Source organism: Eubacterium multiforme (assembly GCF_030813415.1).
Classification (GTDB): Bacteria; Bacillota; Clostridia; order Clostridiales; family Clostridiaceae; genus Clostridium; species Clostridium multiforme.
On the sequence record NZ_JAUSUF010000016.1, the window covers coordinates 1 to 21,112 of the forward strand.

18 protein-coding genes, 1 tRNA gene and 1 rRNA gene are annotated in these 21,112 nt (G+C 26.7%); 4 read left to right on the plus strand and 16 right to left on the minus strand.

Going from position 1 to position 21,112, the window contains the following annotated elements; all coding sequences use genetic code 11:
- The first annotated feature begins 513 nt into the window (after window positions 1-513).
- Window positions 514-1,191 (plus strand): uracil-DNA glycosylase, encoded by a 678-nt coding sequence (locus J2S18_RS14685; RefSeq protein ID WP_307487927.1) that lies wholly within the window; start codon window positions 514-516, stop codon window positions 1,189-1,191.
- Between the two features lie 51 nt (window positions 1,192-1,242).
- On the opposite strand, the gene J2S18_RS14690 is transcribed toward J2S18_RS14685, so the two are convergent.
- The 4 genes from J2S18_RS14690 to rrf all read right to left on the minus strand — a co-directional run bounded on the left by J2S18_RS14690 (window position 1,243) and on the right by rrf (window position 3,249).
- The gene (locus tag J2S18_RS14690; protein WP_307487929.1) at window positions 1,243-2,370 is read right to left on the minus strand and encodes an acyltransferase; all 1,128 of its coding nucleotides are present in this window, start codon (window positions 2,368-2,370) and stop codon (window positions 1,243-1,245) included.
- A 260-nt stretch (window positions 2,371-2,630) separates the two neighbouring features.
- On the minus strand, window positions 2,631-2,819 hold the full coding sequence (locus tag J2S18_RS14695; RefSeq protein ID WP_307487930.1) for a hypothetical protein: 189 nt from the start codon (window positions 2,817-2,819) through the stop codon (window positions 2,631-2,633).
- 231 nt (window positions 2,820-3,050) lie between these two features.
- Window positions 3,051-3,126: transfer RNA gene (locus J2S18_RS14700), tRNA-Phe, on the minus strand.
- Window positions 3,127-3,132: 6 nt separating this feature from the next.
- Window positions 3,133-3,249: ribosomal RNA gene (gene rrf / locus J2S18_RS14705) — 5S ribosomal RNA — on the minus strand.
- 134 nt (window positions 3,250-3,383) lie between these two features.
- Here rrf and J2S18_RS14710 point away from each other — a divergent pair.
- Window positions 3,384-4,133, plus strand: coding sequence for an NAD-dependent protein deacylase (locus J2S18_RS14710; RefSeq protein ID WP_307487931.1), 750 nt, complete (start codon window positions 3,384-3,386; stop codon window positions 4,131-4,133).
- A gap of 521 nt (window positions 4,134-4,654) precedes the next feature.
- On the opposite strand, the gene J2S18_RS14715 is transcribed toward J2S18_RS14710, so the two are convergent.
- The 4 genes from J2S18_RS14715 to J2S18_RS14730 form a co-directional block, all read right to left on the minus strand.
- A complete protein-coding gene (locus J2S18_RS14715; protein WP_307487932.1) occupies window positions 4,655-5,302 on the minus strand; it encodes a methyltransferase domain-containing protein in 648 nt (215 codons plus the stop codon).
- Complete coding sequence (locus tag J2S18_RS14720; RefSeq protein WP_307487933.1) at window positions 5,275-6,042, minus strand: hypothetical protein; 768 nt, start codon at window positions 6,040-6,042, stop codon at window positions 5,275-5,277. Before J2S18_RS14720 ends, J2S18_RS14715 begins: the two co-directional genes overlap by 28 nt.
- 77 nt (window positions 6,043-6,119) lie before the next feature.
- Window positions 6,120-8,063, minus strand: coding sequence for a UvrD-helicase domain-containing protein (locus J2S18_RS14725; RefSeq protein WP_307487935.1), 1,944 nt, complete (start codon window positions 8,061-8,063; stop codon window positions 6,120-6,122).
- A gap of 3 nt (window positions 8,064-8,066) precedes the next feature.
- Complete coding sequence (locus J2S18_RS14730; RefSeq protein ID WP_307487937.1) at window positions 8,067-10,019, minus strand: ATP-dependent nuclease; 1,953 nt, start codon at window positions 10,017-10,019, stop codon at window positions 8,067-8,069.
- Window positions 10,020-10,152: 133 nt separating this feature from the next.
- Here J2S18_RS14730 and J2S18_RS14735 point away from each other — a divergent pair, with 133 nt between their 5' ends.
- Window positions 10,153-10,848: an NAD-dependent protein deacylase gene (locus J2S18_RS14735; RefSeq protein WP_307487987.1), complete on the plus strand. Its 696-nt coding sequence runs from the start codon at window positions 10,153-10,155 to the stop codon at window positions 10,846-10,848.
- A gap of 147 nt (window positions 10,849-10,995) precedes the next feature.
- Here J2S18_RS14735 and ahpC read toward each other — a convergent pair whose 3' ends face one another.
- The 3 genes from ahpC to J2S18_RS14750 form a co-directional block, all read right to left on the minus strand.
- Window positions 10,996-11,559: an alkyl hydroperoxide reductase subunit C gene (ahpC, locus tag J2S18_RS14740; RefSeq protein ID WP_307487939.1), complete on the minus strand. Its 564-nt coding sequence runs from the start codon at window positions 11,557-11,559 to the stop codon at window positions 10,996-10,998.
- Window positions 11,560-11,726: 167 nt separating this feature from the next.
- Window positions 11,727-13,085 carry an MATE family efflux transporter gene (locus tag J2S18_RS14745; RefSeq protein ID WP_307487940.1) on the minus strand — a complete coding sequence of 453 codons (1,359 nt, stop codon included), beginning with the start codon at window positions 13,083-13,085 and terminating at the stop codon, window positions 11,727-11,729.
- Between the two features lie 128 nt (window positions 13,086-13,213).
- Complete coding sequence (locus J2S18_RS14750) at window positions 13,214-14,149, minus strand: helix-turn-helix domain-containing protein (protein WP_307487942.1); 936 nt, start codon at window positions 14,147-14,149, stop codon at window positions 13,214-13,216.
- Window positions 14,150-14,385: 236 nt separating this feature from the next.
- On the opposite strand from J2S18_RS14750, the gene J2S18_RS14755 reads away from it, so the two are divergent.
- Window positions 14,386-14,823 carry a hypothetical protein gene (locus J2S18_RS14755; RefSeq protein ID WP_307487944.1) on the plus strand — a complete coding sequence of 146 codons (438 nt, stop codon included), beginning with the start codon at window positions 14,386-14,388 and terminating at the stop codon, window positions 14,821-14,823.
- 93 nt (window positions 14,824-14,916) lie between these two features.
- Here the strand turns inward: J2S18_RS14755 and J2S18_RS14760 are convergent, their stop codons facing one another.
- The 5 genes from J2S18_RS14760 to J2S18_RS14780 all read right to left on the minus strand — a co-directional run bounded on the left by J2S18_RS14760 (window position 14,917) and on the right by J2S18_RS14780 (window position 21,051).
- On the minus strand, window positions 14,917-15,864 hold the full coding sequence (locus J2S18_RS14760; protein ID WP_307487945.1) for a CPBP family intramembrane glutamic endopeptidase: 948 nt from the start codon (window positions 15,862-15,864) through the stop codon (window positions 14,917-14,919).
- 242 nt (window positions 15,865-16,106) lie between these two features.
- On the minus strand, window positions 16,107-17,339 hold the full coding sequence (locus J2S18_RS14765; protein WP_307487947.1) for a competence/damage-inducible protein A: 1,233 nt from the start codon (window positions 17,337-17,339) through the stop codon (window positions 16,107-16,109).
- Between the two features lie 385 nt (window positions 17,340-17,724).
- The gene (locus J2S18_RS14770; RefSeq protein ID WP_307487949.1) at window positions 17,725-18,348 is read right to left on the minus strand and encodes a histidine phosphatase family protein; all 624 of its coding nucleotides are present in this window, start codon (window positions 18,346-18,348) and stop codon (window positions 17,725-17,727) included.
- 335 nt (window positions 18,349-18,683) lie between these two features.
- A complete protein-coding gene (locus J2S18_RS14775) occupies window positions 18,684-19,082 on the minus strand; it encodes a PqqD family peptide modification chaperone (RefSeq protein ID WP_307487951.1) in 399 nt (132 codons plus the stop codon).
- A 1-nt stretch (window position 19,083) separates the two neighbouring features.
- Window positions 19,084-21,051, minus strand: a complete 1,968-nt coding sequence (locus J2S18_RS14780) for an OPT family oligopeptide transporter (RefSeq protein WP_307487953.1) — start codon at window positions 21,049-21,051, stop codon at window positions 19,084-19,086.
- Between the last annotated feature and the right edge of the window lie 61 nt (window positions 21,052-21,112).

The window sequence follows — 21,112 nt, forward strand, 5'->3', positions numbered from 1 at the left end:
AAAGTTTAATCATACTCATAAAACTTACTTTAATAAAAAGAATTGCTGGTTCTAAATGTATTCTATATATTCTGTTCAATTTTCAAAGACCATTTTATCTCGTCGCCCTCAAGCGACTTGCTTATCTTATCATTTAAAAACTTTGCTGTCAACATTTATTTTAAAATGTTTTTTCTTGTTTCTAAAGGACGTTTTTTATCTTATCATCCTCTCATGTAACTGTCAACAACTTTTTTCTATTTAAAAGAATTAATTTGTCGAAACTCCTTTGCATCACAGATGACGTGTTTTATCTTATCATAATTTTTTTATTAATTAAATTATTATATTTCAATTTAATCTTATTATCTTTATTTTTCTTTAAATTATTCTCTTTTACTGTATTTTTTTTATATTGACACTCTAGGTTATGTTTCTCTTGTTTTTTGTAATATTTTGAATAATCCATGCCATTTTCACTATATTTTTATATAATATTTATATGATATACTTTTTATTAAGGCGGTGATTATTATGGGACACATCTTAAAAAATGATTGGGATCCTTTATTAAGTGGCGAATTTCAAAAAGATTACTATAAAAAAATACATAATTTTCTTGCAAGAGAATATAAAACAAAAATAATATATCCTGATATGTATGATATATTTAACGCATTACACTTTACTCAATATAAAGATGTTAAAGTTGTTATTATTGGGCAAGACCCTTACCATGGACCAAATCAAGCACATGGTCTTAGTTTTTCTGTTAAACCTGGAAATAAAATACCACCATCCTTACTTAACATTTATAAGGAACTTCAAAGTGATTTAGGCTGTTTTATTCCCAATAATGGATATTTAAAAAAATGGGCTGATCAAGGAGTTCTTTTGTTAAATGCAACTCTTACAGTTGAAGGTGGAAAAGCTAACTCTCACCAAAAGATAGGTTGGTCAATATTTACTGATAAAGTAATTTCATTACTTAATGAAAGAGAAGATCCTATTGTATTTATACTTTGGGGAAATAATGCTATTAAGAAAAAAGAACTAATTACGAATCCAATTCATTATATAGTTCAGTCTGTTCATCCAAGTCCTCTTTCAGCAGCAAGAGGTTTCTTTGGTAGTAAACCATTCTCAAAAACAAATGATTTCTTAGTTAAAGTAAATAAAACACCAATTGATTGGCAAATTGAAAATTTATAAAAAATAGAGCACATCAAAAATTAAATATTTGATGTGCTCTTAATTTATATTTTATTCTCCTACCTTAGATGGATATCTAGATAATAAAAATTTATTTGCTATATTTTTTAAATGACTAAAATTATCATTTACACCTGTTATAAATTTTGATTTTGGAATTAAAGTTATTGCATAAACAATAAATGTAGCAAGGAAAGTTGCTCCAATTGCACTTAAAATTGCATTTCCTAAAGGATTGTTTATTCCAAATCCTCTTAATGCAAATATAATTTTATATAAAGCATAAATATGAATCATATAGCCTGCATATGAATATTTTGATACAAAGGCTATAACTGATGATGCTACCTTTTTACTTAATATATACTCTCCTATTATATAAAACATTAATATATTTGATGTTCTATATAATATATCAAATATTAAACTATAATCTACAAGCTCAAATTGTCTTGAAAATTTATAATAAAAGGCTACAACAAAAACTCCATATATAACATATCTAAACTTATTTACTACTTTATTAAATATTTCATAGTTAAAAGCTGCATACATACCAAAAATTACATATATGCTCCAAAATAATATTGATATATTTACAAATCTCATTTGTAAATCAGTAGGTTGTCCAAATATAAGTTTTGCCATTCCTGATTTAATTGCACTTTGATGAACTGTTATATACATAAATCCCTTTAAAATTACAAAAAATGTTCCTATTCTTATAATTTTGTTTTGTTTATGAATCCATCTTCCTATATATATTAATATTGGGAATATAAGAACCAGTCTTATAAACATCCCCATATACCAAAGATGAAAACATCCATTACCAGATATTGTTTCTGCAAAAAAGTTTCCTATCCTTTCTGGATTATATAATTTCATATTTATATAAGAGAAAATAAAATATGGAATTATTAAATAAAAAATTCTATTTTTATAATATCTTTTTAAATCTAAATTTTCTTTATAACTATAAGCTGTAGTTAAACCACTTATAAATAAAAATATTGCAACACCTGGTTCTGCAATAACCATTAATGCATTTGCTAATGTTATTTGCCCTATTGGCATTGAGAAATTTGATGGTGCATTACCTAAAGCATGCTGCATTATTACAAAAAAGAAAGCAAAAGCTCTAAGCATTTCTATTTCTTTTAATCTTTTTTTCTTCATAACACTCCCCCATTTTCATTTAAGATTATACATTATAAATTCTATAATAAATAGGTTCTTTTAAAAATTTATTGTCTAAAAAAGGATGTGCACATAAAACACATCCTAATATGTATATTTCTAAATTTTAAGTCCTTAATTTTAATTTACTAATTATTATATAAAAGTCCGGGTTTTTGATTTTATATTGTCCTCTTAAAATTGCTTTTTAACATAAATTGATTAAAATTTAAATTTGAATATATTTAACCTTTAAAATATTATCTTTTTAATCTTTTATAAAGCACATAAGCTAAAGTTGAAATTATTCCGCAAACGCCTCCAAGTGAAAAGAATAAAGTTACTTCTCCAATAATAGCACCTAGTAATGTTCCTATTGCAACACCAAAAACTATACCTTTTGTAACTAGAGCATATTCATAATCTGTTAAATTAGCCTTTTCAAACAATTCCATCACTCCTTAAACCCATAATCTTACTTTTATTATAAAATATACTTCTTAATAATTCCTTAAGTAAAACTTAAATAACACTTATTCAAAGTAAATTTATTTTAAATATTTATTAACCTGTTTCTAATTTTCTTATTAATAAGTTATTTTTATGAGTAATATGAAGCTTATTAATTTTATGAGTTCTTGTACGTAAAAAAAAGCACTAACAAATGTTAGTGCTTTCCTTGGTGGCTCGAGCAGGAATCGAACCAGCGACACGAGGATTTTCAGTCCTCTGCTCTACCGACTGAGCTATCGAGCCATACAAACCTAGCAACGTTCTACTCTCCCACACGGTCTCCCATGCAGTACCATCGACGCTATAGAGCTTAACTTTCCTGTTCGGAATGGAAAGGAGTGTTTCCTCTACGCCATCATCACTAGATACATTTCATATTATAACTAATCTTTAGTGCGGTGTCAAAGCTTTTGTTAAAAAAGTTTTATTACATTTTTAATTTTATTTTTTATATAAGTATGTAATAATTGAGTTAAATGATAGTTACAGGAGATGTTTTTATGAATAATAATGAATTAGTAGATATAGAAAAGCTAGCTGAAATTCTAAGAAATAGCAACAATATTGTTTTCTTTGGTGGTGCTGGTATGAGTACTGAATCTGGAATACCAGACTTTAGAAGTGCAAATGGTTTGTATAGTGAAAAGCTAAAGATTAATTTCACTCCTGAGCAATTAGTATCTCATAGTTTTTACGTTAAATATCCAAAGGAGTTTTTTAATTTTTATAAAGAAAAACTTATATACCCTAATGCTAAACCAAACGCTGGTCACATTGCACTGGCTAAACTTGAAAAAATGGGTAAACTTAAAGCTATAGTTACTCAAAATATAGATGGACTTCATCAAGCTGCTGGTTCTAAAAATGTTTATGAACTTCATGGATCAGTTTTAAGAAATTATTGTACTAAATGTCATGCTTTTTATGATGAAAAGTTTATTTTAGATTCTAAAGGTATTCCAACTTGTCCAAAATGTGGTGGAATAGTTAAACCTGATGTTGTTTTATATGAGGAAGGACTAGATGAAGCTACTATTCAAGGTGCAGTTAGAGCAATATCTCAAGCTGATACTTTAATTATTGGTGGAACTTCTTTAGTTGTTTATCCAGCAGCTGGACTTATTGATTACTTTAGAGGAAGAAATCTTGTCCTTATAAATAAGAGTTCTACTCCAGCTGATAATAAGGCTGATTTAGTTATTCATGATTCTATTGGTAAGGTATTAAGTAAAGCTGTGAAGAATCTATAACAACTTAAAAAGATAGAAAAGTAGATAAATTGATATAATAAACTAATTTATCTACTTTTTGTATGATTAGTTAATATATTTTGAATAATATAACATAAACATTTTTCATTACAATTCAGAAGTAAAAATGAACAATAATTTATGATACTCTTGGGAAAAATGTATTAATTCAAAAATTAGTAAAAAATATATTTGAAGTATAGCTGTATGAACATCTAAGGAAATATAAATTCTAACATCAAACTATATTAAACTTAAAAACACAGTTATCAAAATTGATATAGTGAGAATTTTTAAGAAATTATTTTTATAATGTAACTCTTTATATATAAAGATATTAAGCTCTGAATTCAAACCATAAATTATAAAAAATACTTTTGCCATTCCCACCTCGTAGTATAAAATTTACAGTTTCAAATTGCAAACACATTAATATAACTAACTTTTATATGCTAAAATTTTTATACTCTGCTGTAAATAATATTAACTTTTAACAAGTTTATCTACAATTTCTAAAAATATTATTTCCGTATAAACAAATATGCACTCCCACTTTTTTTATATGCTTTATCAATCTTTAAACCAACTTTTTTAGCATAGTATTTTAGTTTTTCTAAATCAATCAATCCATAAAAAGCTATATTGCTTTTACTTTTTATAATCCATCCATCATAATGTCTATTGCAGTCTTTTCTAAAACTATAATTACTAAAATATGAGTTATTATACTGTGTTGACACCAAAGCTACTCCATCATCCTTTAAAAATTTTTTTATGTTTTCAAATATCTTTATCCTTTCAGAATAAATAGGAATAGCTGATAATACATTAGTACATAGAATAAAATCATATCTAGCCTTTTTCCATTTATTTTCATTTATTGAAAAAGCATTTATGTTTTTAAAATTATTTACATATTCTTTTATCGTAGTTCTTTCTCCGTTTATTAATTGAACTCTATTTATTTGCTCAACTGAATCAATGGAATAAACATATTTAACTTTATTGCTCAAATGTAAAGTATACCTAAGTTTTCCACATCCATAGTCTAATACAATCATATCTTTGGGTAAACCATTAATTATTTTTATTATTTCTTTATTAGGTTGTTTAACTGACTTAGCAGCATACTCACTTCTTATTATTTGCTTTTTAATCTTATAATGCATAAAGTATTCCTTTTCTTATCTCTCTTAATTTTTTGTCCCAATTTACTATTAACAAAAAACTCTTCTATATACTTTTTTCTCTCTTCATCATCTAAAATGGCTTTAATTTCTGATTCAGTTTTCTTTATACAAGATTTCTCTAGTAAAATATAACTAACGATTAGAAATATTAATACTAAAATTAAAAATCTTATAACTCCCAATCTACTAGAAAAAATACATATACTTAACGTGGTACTAGTTACTACTAAACCTTCAACTACTATCCAATACCAACATAAAGAATCTAAGGCCATATTTATAAGATGCTTATCAATTTGAGGATTTTCATATCCTACATAATTATAAAAAATTTTATTCATAATTTTACTACGATTTTCTTTAATATTATTAATTGAATTTATACTAATATTAGATCCTTCTGCTAATGGCAAAATAATATATTGTAAATCATATTTTAATCTTATTTTAAATAAATTAGATATTTTATCATGTAACTTTATTATTCTAAAAATTAATGCTATAAAAATTGGAATTACAAATACAATTGGCAATGTAAAACTAAATAATTTTATTGATCCACTAATTTCGAAAAAATTTTTTATCGAATTATTTATTAATTTTTTAAATTCTGGGAAACTTAAAAGTATTAAATACCATCCACAAACTAAAAATCCTAATGTAAATATCCCTATTTTATTTAACATATCTTCATATGATTTTGAAACATTAAAAATCATTATTATCCTCCCTAAAATATAATTTAAATACTACAAATACAATAAATTTTAATATTTATAAAATATTAATTATATTCTTATACATTCTCATCTATATCAATAACCTTAAATCCTTTTAATTTTAAAAAGTTGTAATCCTCATTTGAAAAACTATTAGTTTTAGGAATTCCTAAAACTAACAAATATTTTGCTCTTGAAAAACCTACATATGCTATTCTATTTTTTTCATCAATAATTTTTGTATCAAACCACTGTTTCCAATAGGAACCTGATTCACCATTTTTAGAATCTTTATAAGAAGATATAAACAATACTGCATCAAGGCTTAATCCCTTACAAGCATGAATTGTTGATATATCATATCTAATTCTATTTGAATTACTATTAAATAAAGTTTGATTTATACTTTTTTTAGAATTTCCGCTCCTCACATTAGGTAACTTTATATTACAATCTTTCAATTCTTCAATATTTTCTATCATTAAATTAAGTAGCTCCTTTAAAACCTTTTTCCATTCTGTCCATGTTAAATCATAATTTAATAACCTTTTATCTTCTATTAAATACTTTATTATCTTTGACACTAATAGCTTCCAACTTAAGGTATCCATATCTTCTGGTGAATAAAATTCATTAATATTTTTATGTTTACTTTCATTAAAATAAATGCTTCTTAATGAATCACATATATTTATAAATCCTTTTTTATACTCATCTACACTTGAATTTTTATTTTCAATATATATCCCCTGAACTAGAATCTCTAATTTATTAGGTTTATCATTTGTCTTTATACCTAATAACTTGTTTTTCAATCCCCTATTTCTAACTATTATCCTAGATTCATTATGATTTAGTTCATAATTATCTATTAATTTTTCAAACTTATTTATAATAGCTTGTTCTTTATTTTGCTTATATAATAAAGCAATTAAAGGTTCACTACACTTTTCTTCTTGTTCCCCTTTAATGTTACTTTTTCTTTTTATTACATTATCACATAAGTCGACTACTTTCTGACAACTTCTATAATTTATATTTAATTCTTGTTCTTTAAAATCACCCTTTTTAATATATTGAATTATATCATTAAGTTCAATATTTCTAAATTTATATATAGATTGATCTATATCTCCAATAAAGTGTAATGAAGAACCACTTTCTTTTAAAATGTTTAAAATTCTAAGTTGAATATAGGATAAATCTTGGCATTCATCTATAAAAATATTAGGAAATCTCTTTGATATTACTTTTGCCTTATCTAAATTCTTACTTAAGAAACAAAAAACTATATACTCTATATCTTCATAATTAGCATATCCACTTTTCCACAGCTTAAATTTAGTTTTTTTTAAATCTTCAACTCTCCACTCCACTCCTTCTGTAATATTCTGTAAAATATTATTTCCATCCCTGAAAATATTTCCATTATAAATATATTTTTTACTTTTAATATCAAAATAATATTGGTTAGCTCTTATATGACCTAAGATTTCATATGAATACTTAGTAGAGAATATTTTCAAAAATTCAGTATTACTATCACAATCAATTATCTTTATACTTTTATCACCATTATCATTTCCTTCATATTTAATAGCTTTAGCTATAAATGGATGAGCTATATATCCATGTATCCAACTTGTAAATGTTCCCAAAAAATGTGGGTATTCAATTTTTCTATTTAAATATCCTTCAACTCTCTTCCTTATCTCATCTTCTGCTGAATTAGTAAAAGTTAATATTGCAATTCCACTATTTTTTTTACTCCATTTATTAATTTCATAAGCACTTTTTATGCCTAAAACTTCTGTTTTCCCACTTCCTGGGCATGCCTTTAAATAAATATTCTTATTCATATCAGACAATATATAGTCATCTTGTTCTTTATTTAAATTTTCAATGCAGCTAACTCCTTTTTTAATACATTTTTCTTTTATAATTCCATCACATAATTCAATATTATTGCACTCACTTCTTTTGCATATTTGCTTACATATCTCTGCCTTCAATTCATTCATAACCTAAAGCTCCTCTACTTCTAATCCTAGTACGAACTTTACTGCATCTCCAATATATGATGGCACTATGAACTTTTCATTATTATCAATCTTTTCTAGTAATTGTTGTGCAAACATTCCTTTTCCAATAATATTGCTATCAATTTTATTCAGTACATAACCTGATATTCTATTTATATTTGACTGTAATTCATCTTTTTCTATTTGTTCCTTATATTCTAATAATGACTTTTTTATATCTCCATCAGTTTCTAAATTCTCTAATAAAATATCAATCATTATCTTTAAGTTATCTTTAAATAATCCTAAGTCATATTCAAAAGTTTTTAGATTTTTAAACACTCTACAATTACTAGTCATATTTTTTAATTGATCTATTAAATATAATTTAGGATTTGTTCCTTCCTCTTGACTATCAAAAGTTGGTGTGCTTTCTTTCTTAGGATCATTATCTGTAAGTGCAACACATCTTATTGGAATAAATTCTGTAGCACTATATTCTACTTCTTCAAGTTTATCTTTAGTTTTTAATTCTTTAATTCTTTTTTGGTATGAATCTTTAGTTTCATTATCTCCTCTTTCAGGATAATTAATTTTATATCCCCTATACAATTGCATAAATGAATCTATAAATATTCCATTCATATTTATTACCGACACACCTGCTTCCTCCAATGATTGGGGAACATCCTTTTCAGGATTATTATCCTTATATTGTTTTAAAAATATCTTTGCTAATTTAGGAATTAATAATGCCTCTGCTAATCCTTCAACAAGTATTACCCCTTTAGAAAATAATAATACTGATTTAGTTGTATCCAACCATCTATTTAAAAACTTTTCTGCCTTCTCTTCCATATTGCATTCTTTTAATTGAATTGCTTTTATTTTATTATCATCTACAACGTTCATACTTATAATATTCTCAATTAATGTGGCTGACACAATATTGGGGGAATGAGTAGTAATTAATATCTGAATCTCACTTTTTTTAGCTTCTTCTTGTAAATAATTTAATAATTTTATTTGTAATTGTGGATGTAAATGAGCTTCTAGCTCTTCAATTAGTAAAATTCTAGGTGAAGAATAATTATCTCTCAACCCTTCAAACTCTGCTAATACTGTTGCTAAATAAATTAAATTATTATATCCCAAACTATTCTCAAATAAATTCCTAAATTCAACATCTGAATTGGGATTTATTTTAGGGAAAAACATAACTTTCAACGATTCTACGACTCTTTCATAATTGACATCATTAAATTGAATCTTTGTCTTCTGTCCAAAAATATTACCCAAAGATTCTTTTAAACTATCATTAATTAACTTATTAGCTTCCCCTATATATTTCGTTGCTGCTATTTCATCATTAAATTTTTTAAATTTCTCTTCTACATCCATCAACTCCCCATTTTGTCTTTTCTCTGTAAGTTCACGTTGTGATAAATTCAAAAGTAATCTTGAAAGTCTTGATCCCCTACTTGCTTTTAACTTCTTCTCGGCATCTCGTAGTGGTGGTAAATAAACACATTGTATATCATTTAATGGCTCCCACTCAAAAATACTACTTGTTGACTCCCCTCCCCATACTTTCCTTTTAAAATTGTTTCGTTTATCAAGTTTCTTATCTATACTTAAATTTAAAATCGCATTAAAGTCGTTATCAAGCCATGTCAAATACTCAACTTTCTTTTCTTCTGATAATCCATAAAATTTCCCCTTTATTCTTATTTGTTCTGATTTTATTTTATTGTCTAATGATGTATAAAAATCTTCATCATATATACTACTTCTTGAATATTCATCTTCATTTAACAACATTCTTATTGCATTGATAATAGTACTTTTGCCACAACCATTTTCTCCAACAATAACATTTAGTCCTGGATTAAATTTTACTTTAACTTCCTCATTAAATACTCTATAACCTTTAACTGATATTTCAGATAAATACATACTTTTCTCCCATCCCTAAATCATTTATAATATTACCCTAATTTTACCATAATACCTTATAAAATACCTTATTATTGAATAAAATGTATTAATTTATATTATAATTTCTCTAATATATTATTAATTAACTAATATAAATTATGTAATTTTTCGGGTTTACATCCATATCTCTACTGAATCTGGAATACCAGACTTTAGAAGTGCAAATGGTTTATATAGTGAAAAGCTAAAGATTAATTTCACTCCTGAGCAATTAGTATCTCATAGTTTTTATGTTAAATATCCAAAGGAGTTTTTTAATTTTTATAAAGAAAAACTTATATACCCTAATGCTAAACCAAATGCTGGTCACATTGCACTAGCTAAACTTGAAAAAATGGGTAAACTTAAAGCTATAGTTACTCAAAATATAGATGGACTTCATCAAGCTGCTGGTTCTAAAAATGTTTATGAACTTCATGGATCAGTTTTAAGAAATTATTGTACTAAATGTCATGCTTTTTATGATGAAAAGTTTATTTTAGATTCTAAAGGTATTCCGACTTGTCCAAAATGTGGTGGAATAGTTAAACCTGATGTTGTTTTATATGAGGAAGGATTAGATGAAGCTACTATTCAAGGTGCAGTTAGAGCAATATCTCAGGCTGATACTTTAATTATTGGCGGAACTTCTTTAGTTGTTTATCCAGCAGCTGGACTTATTGATTACTTTAGAGGAAGAAATCTTGTCCTTATAAATAAGAGTTCTACTCCAGCTGATAATAAGGCTGATTTAGTTATTCATGATTCTATTGGTAAAGTATTAAGTAAAGCTGTTGATTTATTATAATAATACTATTAAAGTATAAAATCATTTATTAAAATCTATAACATAAAATATAGCTAATCACATTTGTGATTAGCTATATAAATTTATTTTATCAAATTTTTAATTAATAAGATTATTGTTAATTTAAGCTAGACAGTTCCTTATTTATTAAAGCTTTCCTACTAAATCTAAGCTAGGTGATAGAGCCTCTTCTCCTGGTTCCCATTTTGCTGGGCACACCTTATCCCCATATTTAGCTACAAATTGAGCTGCTTGAACTTTTCTTAAAAGTTCCTCTGCATTTCTTCCAATACCATTATCATGGACTTCATATGCTTTTATAATTCCTTCTGGATTTATAACAAATGAACCTCTTAAAGCTACTCCTTCTTCTTCTATCATAACTTCAAAATCTCTTGCTAATTTTCCAGTTGGATCTGCTAGCATTGGGTATTTAATTTTTCCTATAGTTTCTGAAGTATCTGCCCATGCCTTATGTACAAAATGTGTATCTGTTGAAATTGAGTATACTTCACAACCTATTTCTTTAAATTTATCATAGCTATCTGCAAGTTCACCTAGCTCTGTTGGACATACAAATGTAAAATCAGCTGGGTAAAATACAAATACTGACCACTTACCTTCTAAATCCTTTTGAGTTACCTCTTTAAACTCATCATTTTGATAAGATTGTACTTTAAAATCTGAAACTTTTTTGTTTATTAATGACATAACCATTCCTCCTTAATTGATAATTATTATCACTTACTATTTGTAATTAATAATAATTATCTTTTAATAGTTTGTCAATAGTGTTTTGAAATAAAAATAATATTTTATGTAATTTTTTTAATTCTTATTCAAATAAATAACTTTAAATATATCCTATGTACTTATATTTAACTACTTGCTACTACTTTATAGGTTGTTAATTTTCTAAGTTCTTTAATTTGCATAATTAACCCTATGAAAATCATAATGAAATCTACTAATGGTTGTGTAAACCAAATTGCTTCCACTCCAAAAAATTTTGGAAGTAATATCATAGCAGGTACAAATAAAATTAATTGTCTAAACATTACAATTATTCCAGCCTTTTTCCCATCACCAATAGCTTGAAAAAATGTAATTGTCATTACCATTAATCCATATAAAATAAATACACTATAAAATAGTCTAAAGTTATTAACTCCTGCATTTATAATTTCATCACTAACATTAAATAAACTTAGCATATGTTTTGGAATTATTTCTGATGGAATCCAAAATATTGCTGCAAGGAACATTCCACCCATAATAAAAATTCTCATTGTTTCTTTAACCCTATCAAACTGTTTTGCTCCATAATTTGTTCCTATAATTGGTTGTAACCCTTGACTCATTCCCCATAAAGGTATAAATGAAAATCCATATATACGAAGACTTGCAGCCATTAATATTCCATTTGCTTCTCCTCCATATTTAAAGGCACTTTTATATAATATAGTTTGTTGTATCATAAATAATAATTGCATCATCATTGCAGAAACCCCGACTCCAAACATTTCAGGATAAATTTCTTTTTCAATTTTAATTTTTCCTATTTTTACATCTTTACTTTTATTTTTAAAATAGTATAGGGTTACTATCCCTTGAACTATTTGTGCAATAATTGTTGCTATTGCTGCTCCTTCTATTGCTCTATCTCCCATTAGTTTCATAAAAATAGGATCTAAAATAATATTTAGTAATGCTCCAAGTCCCATAATAAGCATTGCCTTTTTCATAAGACCTTGTCCTCTCATTACCATATTGGCACTTTGAGTAAAATTAACAAACAAAGAACCTAAAAATATTACTCTTAAATATCTAACTCCTAATGTTTTTATTTCATAGGTTGATCCTAAAAAGCTTAAGAAACTTTCAGCAAATATTATCCCAAATATAGTAATTGTAATTGAAAAAATTAAATTCCATACAACTAGATTACCCATAATTTTATCTACTATCTTTTTATCACCTTTTCCTAAGGCTCTTGATAAAATCGATGCAGAACCAACTCCTATTAAAGTAGATATTCCACTATTTATAAAGGTTAGTGGCATAGCTACGCTAATAGCTGTCATAGCTTTTTCACCAATGATTTGACCTGCAAATATCCCATCCATTAAAGGATATAAGCCAATAACAATCATTCCTATTACCGCAGGTACACAAAGTTGTATCATTAAATTAAAGGGCTTTTTTGTAAGCATTTGTTTTCTAATATCTAATTCCATATAATAATACCTCCTAATATTAATTACTTATCAAAATAAAGTTTTATTTATAAAACTAATATCTATATGATAAACATTATCAATTAAGAAGTATCTCTTCCACTCTTAAAAGTCAAAAATCTATCCATTTAGACTTTAAACTTTGAAGGTGAAACTCCATATTCCTTTTTAAAGGCTGATGAAAATTTTGCTGGATTTAAATAACCTATTTCAAGTGCTATTTCTGCAATAGATAGCTTTCCCTCTATTAATAATTCCTTTGACTTTTCAAGTTTAATCTTTTTTACATAACCATAAAGACTATCTCCATATAATTCTTTAAATTGAGTTTTTAAACTAGTTGGTGATATTTTAAACCTTTTGGATAATTCATCAATAGTATAATGAACTGTTAAATCCCTTACTAATAAGTTCTTAATACGTTTAATAACTATTACTTGCTTTTTAGTTAAATAGGATTTTTTTATCTCCCCCTTTTCCCAATCTAAATTTGTAATAAACAATAATAATTCTAATACTTTTATCCTTAAATATTCTTTCATAAAATTATTTTCTGCATGATAAAATTCATAAAAAATATGTTCTAATCTTTCATCTGATCTATAAATTTTAACTTTTAAATTACTTACCAATCTATATACTTTGTTTAAGTCAATTCCAAATTCTTTTAATAATTTATTTTCCTTTAATTTGTCATAGGATAAAAATATAGAAACTCCATGATAGTGCTTAGTTGGAAAATACGAATAATCATTTTTATCAAATTTTAAATCTGATATGGAAAGGTCTCCTTCTGAAATATAAGCAATATTTCTATCATCACATAAATATTCAGAACGCCCTACAAAGCAATGGTTAATTTCAATAATATTTGATTCAAATTGTCCATTTGATTTATAAAACTCCATATGAATATCATTAAATACTACATGTATACCTTCATATACATTAAAAACTGTAATTACCCCTTCTCCACTACTGTTAGCTATAGTAAATCTAATTCCATCATCACCAAAAGGAGCTTCATGTAAGTCCATACCATATATATTTTTTATTCTTTGCAAAGTACCACCTCCCCCATCATATATTTTCATTAAATCTTTAAAATTCTTTACTTATATTGTAATTTTACTATATTCTACCATAATGTACTTAAAAATTGGGCTATGTTTTAAACTAGTATTGATTTTAGATAGAACTGTAAAACATAACCTAAAATTTAAATATTAATAAGTAATCGAATAATCTAAGGTACTAAGAAATATATTTATAATATATAAATCTTTCGGGAGCTTCTAAAATGAAATATATTATATTTTTATTATTAATTTTAGCCATAGTTTTTCTTGTAATATATTATGAAAAGAAATTATTCTCTAGTAGAAGACAACTACTAGTTGCAAATAGTCAAATTGATAATTTGAGAAAAAGAGTACCTAAGAATAATAGAAAATCAGATAAACTTGAAATTAAATTTCTATCTCCAACTTCTACAATGGGAATAATAAATGAAAATTCTAATGTATACATATCCCCTTTAGAATTTTCAAGTTTACTGCAAAAGGTACCAGTAAAAATGGAAGTTAGAATTTTAGATAAAGCAGAAATTAATATGGAAAATTGGTATTATATAGCCTTACCTTTAGATAATAATATAAATTCAAGAGGATGGATTAATGAAAAAAGTTTTTCATGTTTTTATAGTTCCTCCAAAACTGTCTCAAAAGATACTAATTAAAAATACTTTTAACCCTATAATAATTTAAAATAATAAACCTTTAAAGAAATACTACAACTTCTTTAAAGGTTTATTATTTTTCTTATATATTTTTTATCTAGTTAACCTTATTACCATAAATATTATATAAACAATTATTGTAACAATAAATGGCCAATCTAATATTCTTTCTGTTGATTCTGTAGAAATTAATGTTTCTCCATAGGACCTATCACTTATTTCTACTTCCTTAACTCCTCTTGCTTTACCCCATTTATCTAATTTTTTTATAACTAAATATGCAAGTACTACTGCTATTACTAAATTTATTGCTGCACCTTGAAGTAGATGAAGTTTTTCATAAAGGGTAAGATTCATAATAGCATCTGCTCCTCCTTTTGGATTTGTTATGCCAATAACATTTGCTAACTTTTGAACAGTTATTGATGTTCCATTTATTATAAAGTGCATAATCATTGAGGCAAATATACTTCCAGTTACTCTAACTGCATATGCTAAAATAAATCCAAGTACAGCTGCATATAAAAACTGCTGAGCATCTAAATGGAATATTCCAAAGAAAAGTCCTATAACTAAAGCAGCTTTAAACCTACTTTTCCCATTATATCCTGATAATACGATTCCTCTTAATGTAATTTCTTCTGTTATAGCTGGCATAATAGCTACAATTGCTAAAAGTACTAAATAAGGTGTTCCTGATATTGAAGTTATTAAAGTACCTATATTATTTTTAAAGAAAAATCCACTTAAAAGTCCAAAGAACCCCATTATAGGTACACATATAAATCCAAGCATAATTACAAATATTAAATCTTTTAGTGGTAATAAATGAAATCTAAATGTCTCTTTTATATTACATTTAGTCACAATTACATATATAATAGCAGGAATTATAAATAATATTAGATGATTTAGTACTAACATTAACCTTATATCTCTTAGTCCAATTAAACGATACATAGGAATAAGTACAAAGGGCATAAATATTTCTAATAGTATTATTATTAGAAAATATACATTTGCTCTAAAAATTTTCTTCATATTTTTCTCCTTTTTTCTTTTTATAAGTATAATTTTAAAATATTAGGAGATAATATTCAATGAGGCTATTTGCTTCATTAATTAATCGCCTCTCCCCCATTTTATTTATATACATGAATCATCCCTCTTAGGCTTTAAAAGCAAAGAGGGATTTTTCTTTTCTTCTACCCATCTTTATTTTTTAATAAAGCATACTTTAATTAAATTTTAGATAAAACTCCATAAATATATGTTACTATGAGTTATTTTAATAAAACTTTTCTTATTATATTTAATGCAGTCATACTAGCTCTATTTCTAACTTCATTTCTATCTCCAGTAAATATATGTTTATAAGTTTCTACTTTTCCATCTACATATATACCAAAGTATACAAGTCCCACTGGTTTTTCTTCTGTTCCACCACCAGGTCCTGCAATTCCTGTTGTTGATATTCCAATTCTAGCTCCAGCTCTCTTTGCAATACCTTCTGCCATTTCCCTTGCAGTTTCATGACTTACAGCACCATACTTTTCTAGTGTTTCTTTCTTTACATTTAATGTTCTCATCTTTGCTTCATTTGAATAAGTTACTGCCCCCTCAAGAAATACCTTTGATACACCTGGATACTCTATTAATTTTGCTGATAGTAATCCACCTGTACAAGATTCACTTACTCCAATTGTCATATCTTTATCTACTAGCATTTTTGCTACAGTATCTTGTAGTGTTACATCTCCAGTATTATAAACTGCATCTCCAAGTCTTTTTAAAACTTCTTCTTTTAATGGTTTAATAAGTTTTTTTGCTTCCTCTTCACTTTTTGCCTTTGCTGTTATTCTAAAGGTTACTTCTCCTTCTTTAGCATAAGGTGCTATTGTTGGATTTTTGCCATTATCAATTAAGTCTTGAAGCTTATGTTCTGCCATGCTTTCTCCAATTCCAAAAACTCTAAGAACTTCTGAAACTATAGTATCACCTGTAAGTTTTTCTAAATATTTTCTTACTCCATTTTGGAACATAGGTTTCATTTCCCTTGGTGGTCCTGGTAAAACTACTATTACTTTATTATCTTTTTCAAATATTGCACCTGGTGCTGTTCCATTATCATTATCTAATATTATTGCTTCCTTTGGAAAATATGCTTGTTTTTCATTGCTTTTTACACAATCTCTACCCATTTTTTTAAAATATGCTTTTATCTTCTTTAAACTTTCTTCATGAAGACACATATCCATTCCTAGAAATTCTGCAACTAATTCTTTAGTCATATCATCTTTAGTTGGTCCAAGTCCACCAGTAGTAATTATAATATCACTTCTATTAAAGGATCTTTTTAGAGCTTCTAGTATTCTCTCTTTGTTATCACCAACTACTTCATGATAATATACATCCAGTCCTAAATTTGCTAATTCTCTTGAAAGATATTGTGCATTAGAATTTAAAATATCTCCTAAAAGAATTTCAGTTCCTACTGCTAATATTTCACACTTCATATTATCCCTTCTTACATAAAATTATTTAGTTCATTTCTATATTTTCCATATACATATATTTTATTATATATTATTTTTACCAATAAGAATAAGGATGATAGTTAACCTTTTGTAAAGTTATACTATCATCCTAAGTTAAATTCAAATTTTTTATTTGGCTATCCCTAGACATAAAAAGGTCTAGGGATAGTTTATATAAAAAATCCTTCCTCTCATTACACAGAGTTTATTGCATGGGCGGGTTTATATATTCCTTAATTATATGGAAGTTAAGCAATATATAAATATGTATGAGAGAAGAGAATTTATTCGTCTTCCCTAATTAATATTTCCTCTTCCTACAATATCATATGCAAAAAAATCTTATTATATTCAAAATTTTTATTTACCAACCTTGCTTTTCTTCCTCTTCAGTAAAATGGCTTCCATCATTTTTAAATTCTATTTTAAAATTATCACCGTCTACTATAACCTTTGTAAGAGTTGCTTGTCCCATTACATCGTTATTAGCCTCTTCATCATTAAAAAATGCTAAAATTGCCTTTAATGTTATTCCATGTCCAACTATTAATATACTTTTATCTTCACTTTCTTTAAGTATATCTTTCATTGCTGAATTTACTCTTTCCCTAACTTCTCCTAATGTTTCTCCATTTGGAGCACGCATCTCTAAATTTCCTCTCATTATAGCTGAAATATCCCAATCTGGATTTTCTTTCATAACTTCTTCTGTTATTTGTCCTTCATAATCTCCAAAGTTCATTTCTTTTAAGCCTTCATGAGTTTTAATTTCTATATCTTTATCTCCTCTTACTATACAGGCAGTTTTGTAAGCTCTTTCAATAGGACTTGTATAAATTTTATCTATTTTTATATCTGCCATTCTCTTTGAAAGTTCCTTTGCTCTATTTAGTCCAAATTCAGTAAGTGGAGAGTTTCCATGTCCTTGCAATCTTTTTTCTAAATTCCACTCAGTTTGTCCATGTCTTGTTAAATATACTGTAACCATAAATTTTCTCCTTTTTTCCTCTGTTATTTATAAATCCTATAATATATGCATAACTAAATATATTATATCTCTCTTACATAAATAATCCTTAAATTATTTCTTAAATATATTTTTCTATTTTATTTTGAAAAATCCTCTCTCTTTATATTTACCTAAAATTATTTCATAAAGTTTTGCATAAATTTCTTTAATTTATTCTCTATTAAATACTATTTATTAAAAGGTTATATTTTAAATAGTATTGATTTTATTATTTATATTCATTAATAAAAAATAAAGGAGTTAGACAAAAATATTTTCATCCTAACTCCTTTTATAAATTACAAATATTAAATTTAACTAACTTCTTTTACTTCTTTAAAGGAAATCCAGCCTTTTTTTGCAATATAACGCATATATGGAACAATTCTGTGAATTGAACTATCTATATTTTCATTACATTCTTTAGCCATCTTTTTTGCAATATCATAAATAGAATTTTTTCCATCTATAAAAAGCCATGCCTTTGAACATAAGTTATCAAAAGTTACATCACAGGTAGGAGACTTTTTATAAAGCCATCCTACAAACCTTTTTACAGGGTCCTTAACAGAAAAATATATTACAACTTTATCTTCTACTACCTTCCAATTATCATGCTTAATTTCAGGTACATAAAGTAGAAAATTATAATTTGCTTTTTTATTTTGCTTTTTTACTTCCTTATCTTTATCTTTTTTTAAAAAACTAGTCATATTACTTACTTGCCTTTTCATTTTTTATTTTAAAGTCTTTTCCACCTTTAACAGATGAACTGTAGAACCAATAAGAAAGAATTAAGAACATTACAAGTGGTAACCAGTTACTTTGAGTAATACTTGGAATTATATTAGCTCCAAATCCAATATGAATTCCCATAGTAGTAAATATTGCAACTATTATTCCCATAATTGCACCACCTGCAACAAGTCCTGATGCTGTAAGAACACCTTTTTCAACTGCTTCACCTTTTGCATCTTTATCTTCTTCCTTTTTAAATCTCTTTTCAACTAAAACTCTTACAACTCCACCAAATAAAATTGTAGCATTTAAAGTTATTGGAAGATATACACCAAGTGCAACTGGTAAGATTGGAATTCCAACCATTTCACAGAATATTGATATAAATGCTCCTATGAATACTAAAGTCCAAGGAATTTGTCCTGTTATAATACCATCAGCTAACATTTTCATAAGTGTAGCTTGAGGTGCTGGAACATTTACTGAACCTAATCCATAAGCTTTATTTAGCATAAATATAACAACTGCAACTATAACTGCTGAAAACATTACAGCAACCCACATCCATATATGGTTATCCTTTGGTGTACCACCAATTATAAATGTTGTTTTTAGTCCTTGAGATGATGCACCTGCAATTCCTACTGCAGCTGCAACTATTGAAGTTACTATTAATGATTTTTCTATACCAACTGATCCACTAAGTCCAGTTAATCTGAATATAATTGCTATAAATAATAATGAAGCAATTGCCATACCAGAAACTGGGTTATTAGATTCACCAATTATACCAACCATTCTTGCTGATACAACTGCAAAGAAAAATGCAAATAATACAGCTAATACTCCGCCTAAGATTCCAGCTTTAATCATTGGTAAAAGCCATGTAGCAAAAAATCCTACTAAAGCTGCTCCTATAAGCCATACTATTGGAGTTTCCTTATCTGTTCTCTTTGTATTTGCAGTATGCTTTTCTTCTTTAACAACTCCTACCATAGCTTGCTTAAAACTATTTATTATAGTAGGCATTGATTTTGCAAGAGATATAAATCCTCCCATTGCAACAGCACCTGCACCTATATATTTAATATAATTTGACCATATTTCCATAGCTGACATTTGTGATATTAGTTTAGTTGATGGGAATATAACATAATGTAATCCTGCCCCAAAGAATTTTATTAGTGGTATTAATCCAAACCATGCAACTAATGAACCACCAAACATTAATAATCCCACTCTAACACCAACTATAAATCCTACTCCAAGAACTGGTGCTAAAGTATCTAAACCTATCATTGTTCCTTGATATCCTTTAAAAATATAAGTTGTTTGACCTTTCCATAATTGAAAACCATCTGAAAATAAATTATATAATCCACCAAGACCAATACCAGTTAAAACTGTTTTAAATGAACTTCCACCTTGGCTTGCTGTAACTAAAACTTCTGATGCAGCCATTCCTTCTGGATAGATTAAAGTTCCATGTTCTTCTACTATTAAATATCTTCTAAGTGGAGTAATAAAGAATATACCCATTGATCCACCTACAATTATAATAATTATTATAGTTAACAAGCTTATATTAAATCCAGCAAGAATAAGTGCAGGTAATACGAATACTGCACATCCAGCTGCAGCTTCCCCCATACCTGATAGTGAGCAAGCAAGATTAGCTTCTAGAATATTATTTCTTTTAAAAGAGCCTTTTAATATTCCAACAGCTAATATTGCTCCTGGAATAGCTGATGCAATTGTCATCCCTACTTTAAGTCCAAGGTACGCATTTGCAGCTGCAAATATACATGCAATAAGTATTCCAACTATTACTGAATATCCTGTCGTCTCTGGCATTACATCAGAAGTTGGCACAAAGGGTACATAATCTTCTCCTTTACAGCCTCCATAGGCTGTAGCTGATAATTTTTTCTTTTCTTGAGGCATTTTGACCACTCCTTAAGTTGTAAAAGCCACTACAAATATTAAGTAGTGACTTTTCTTAGAT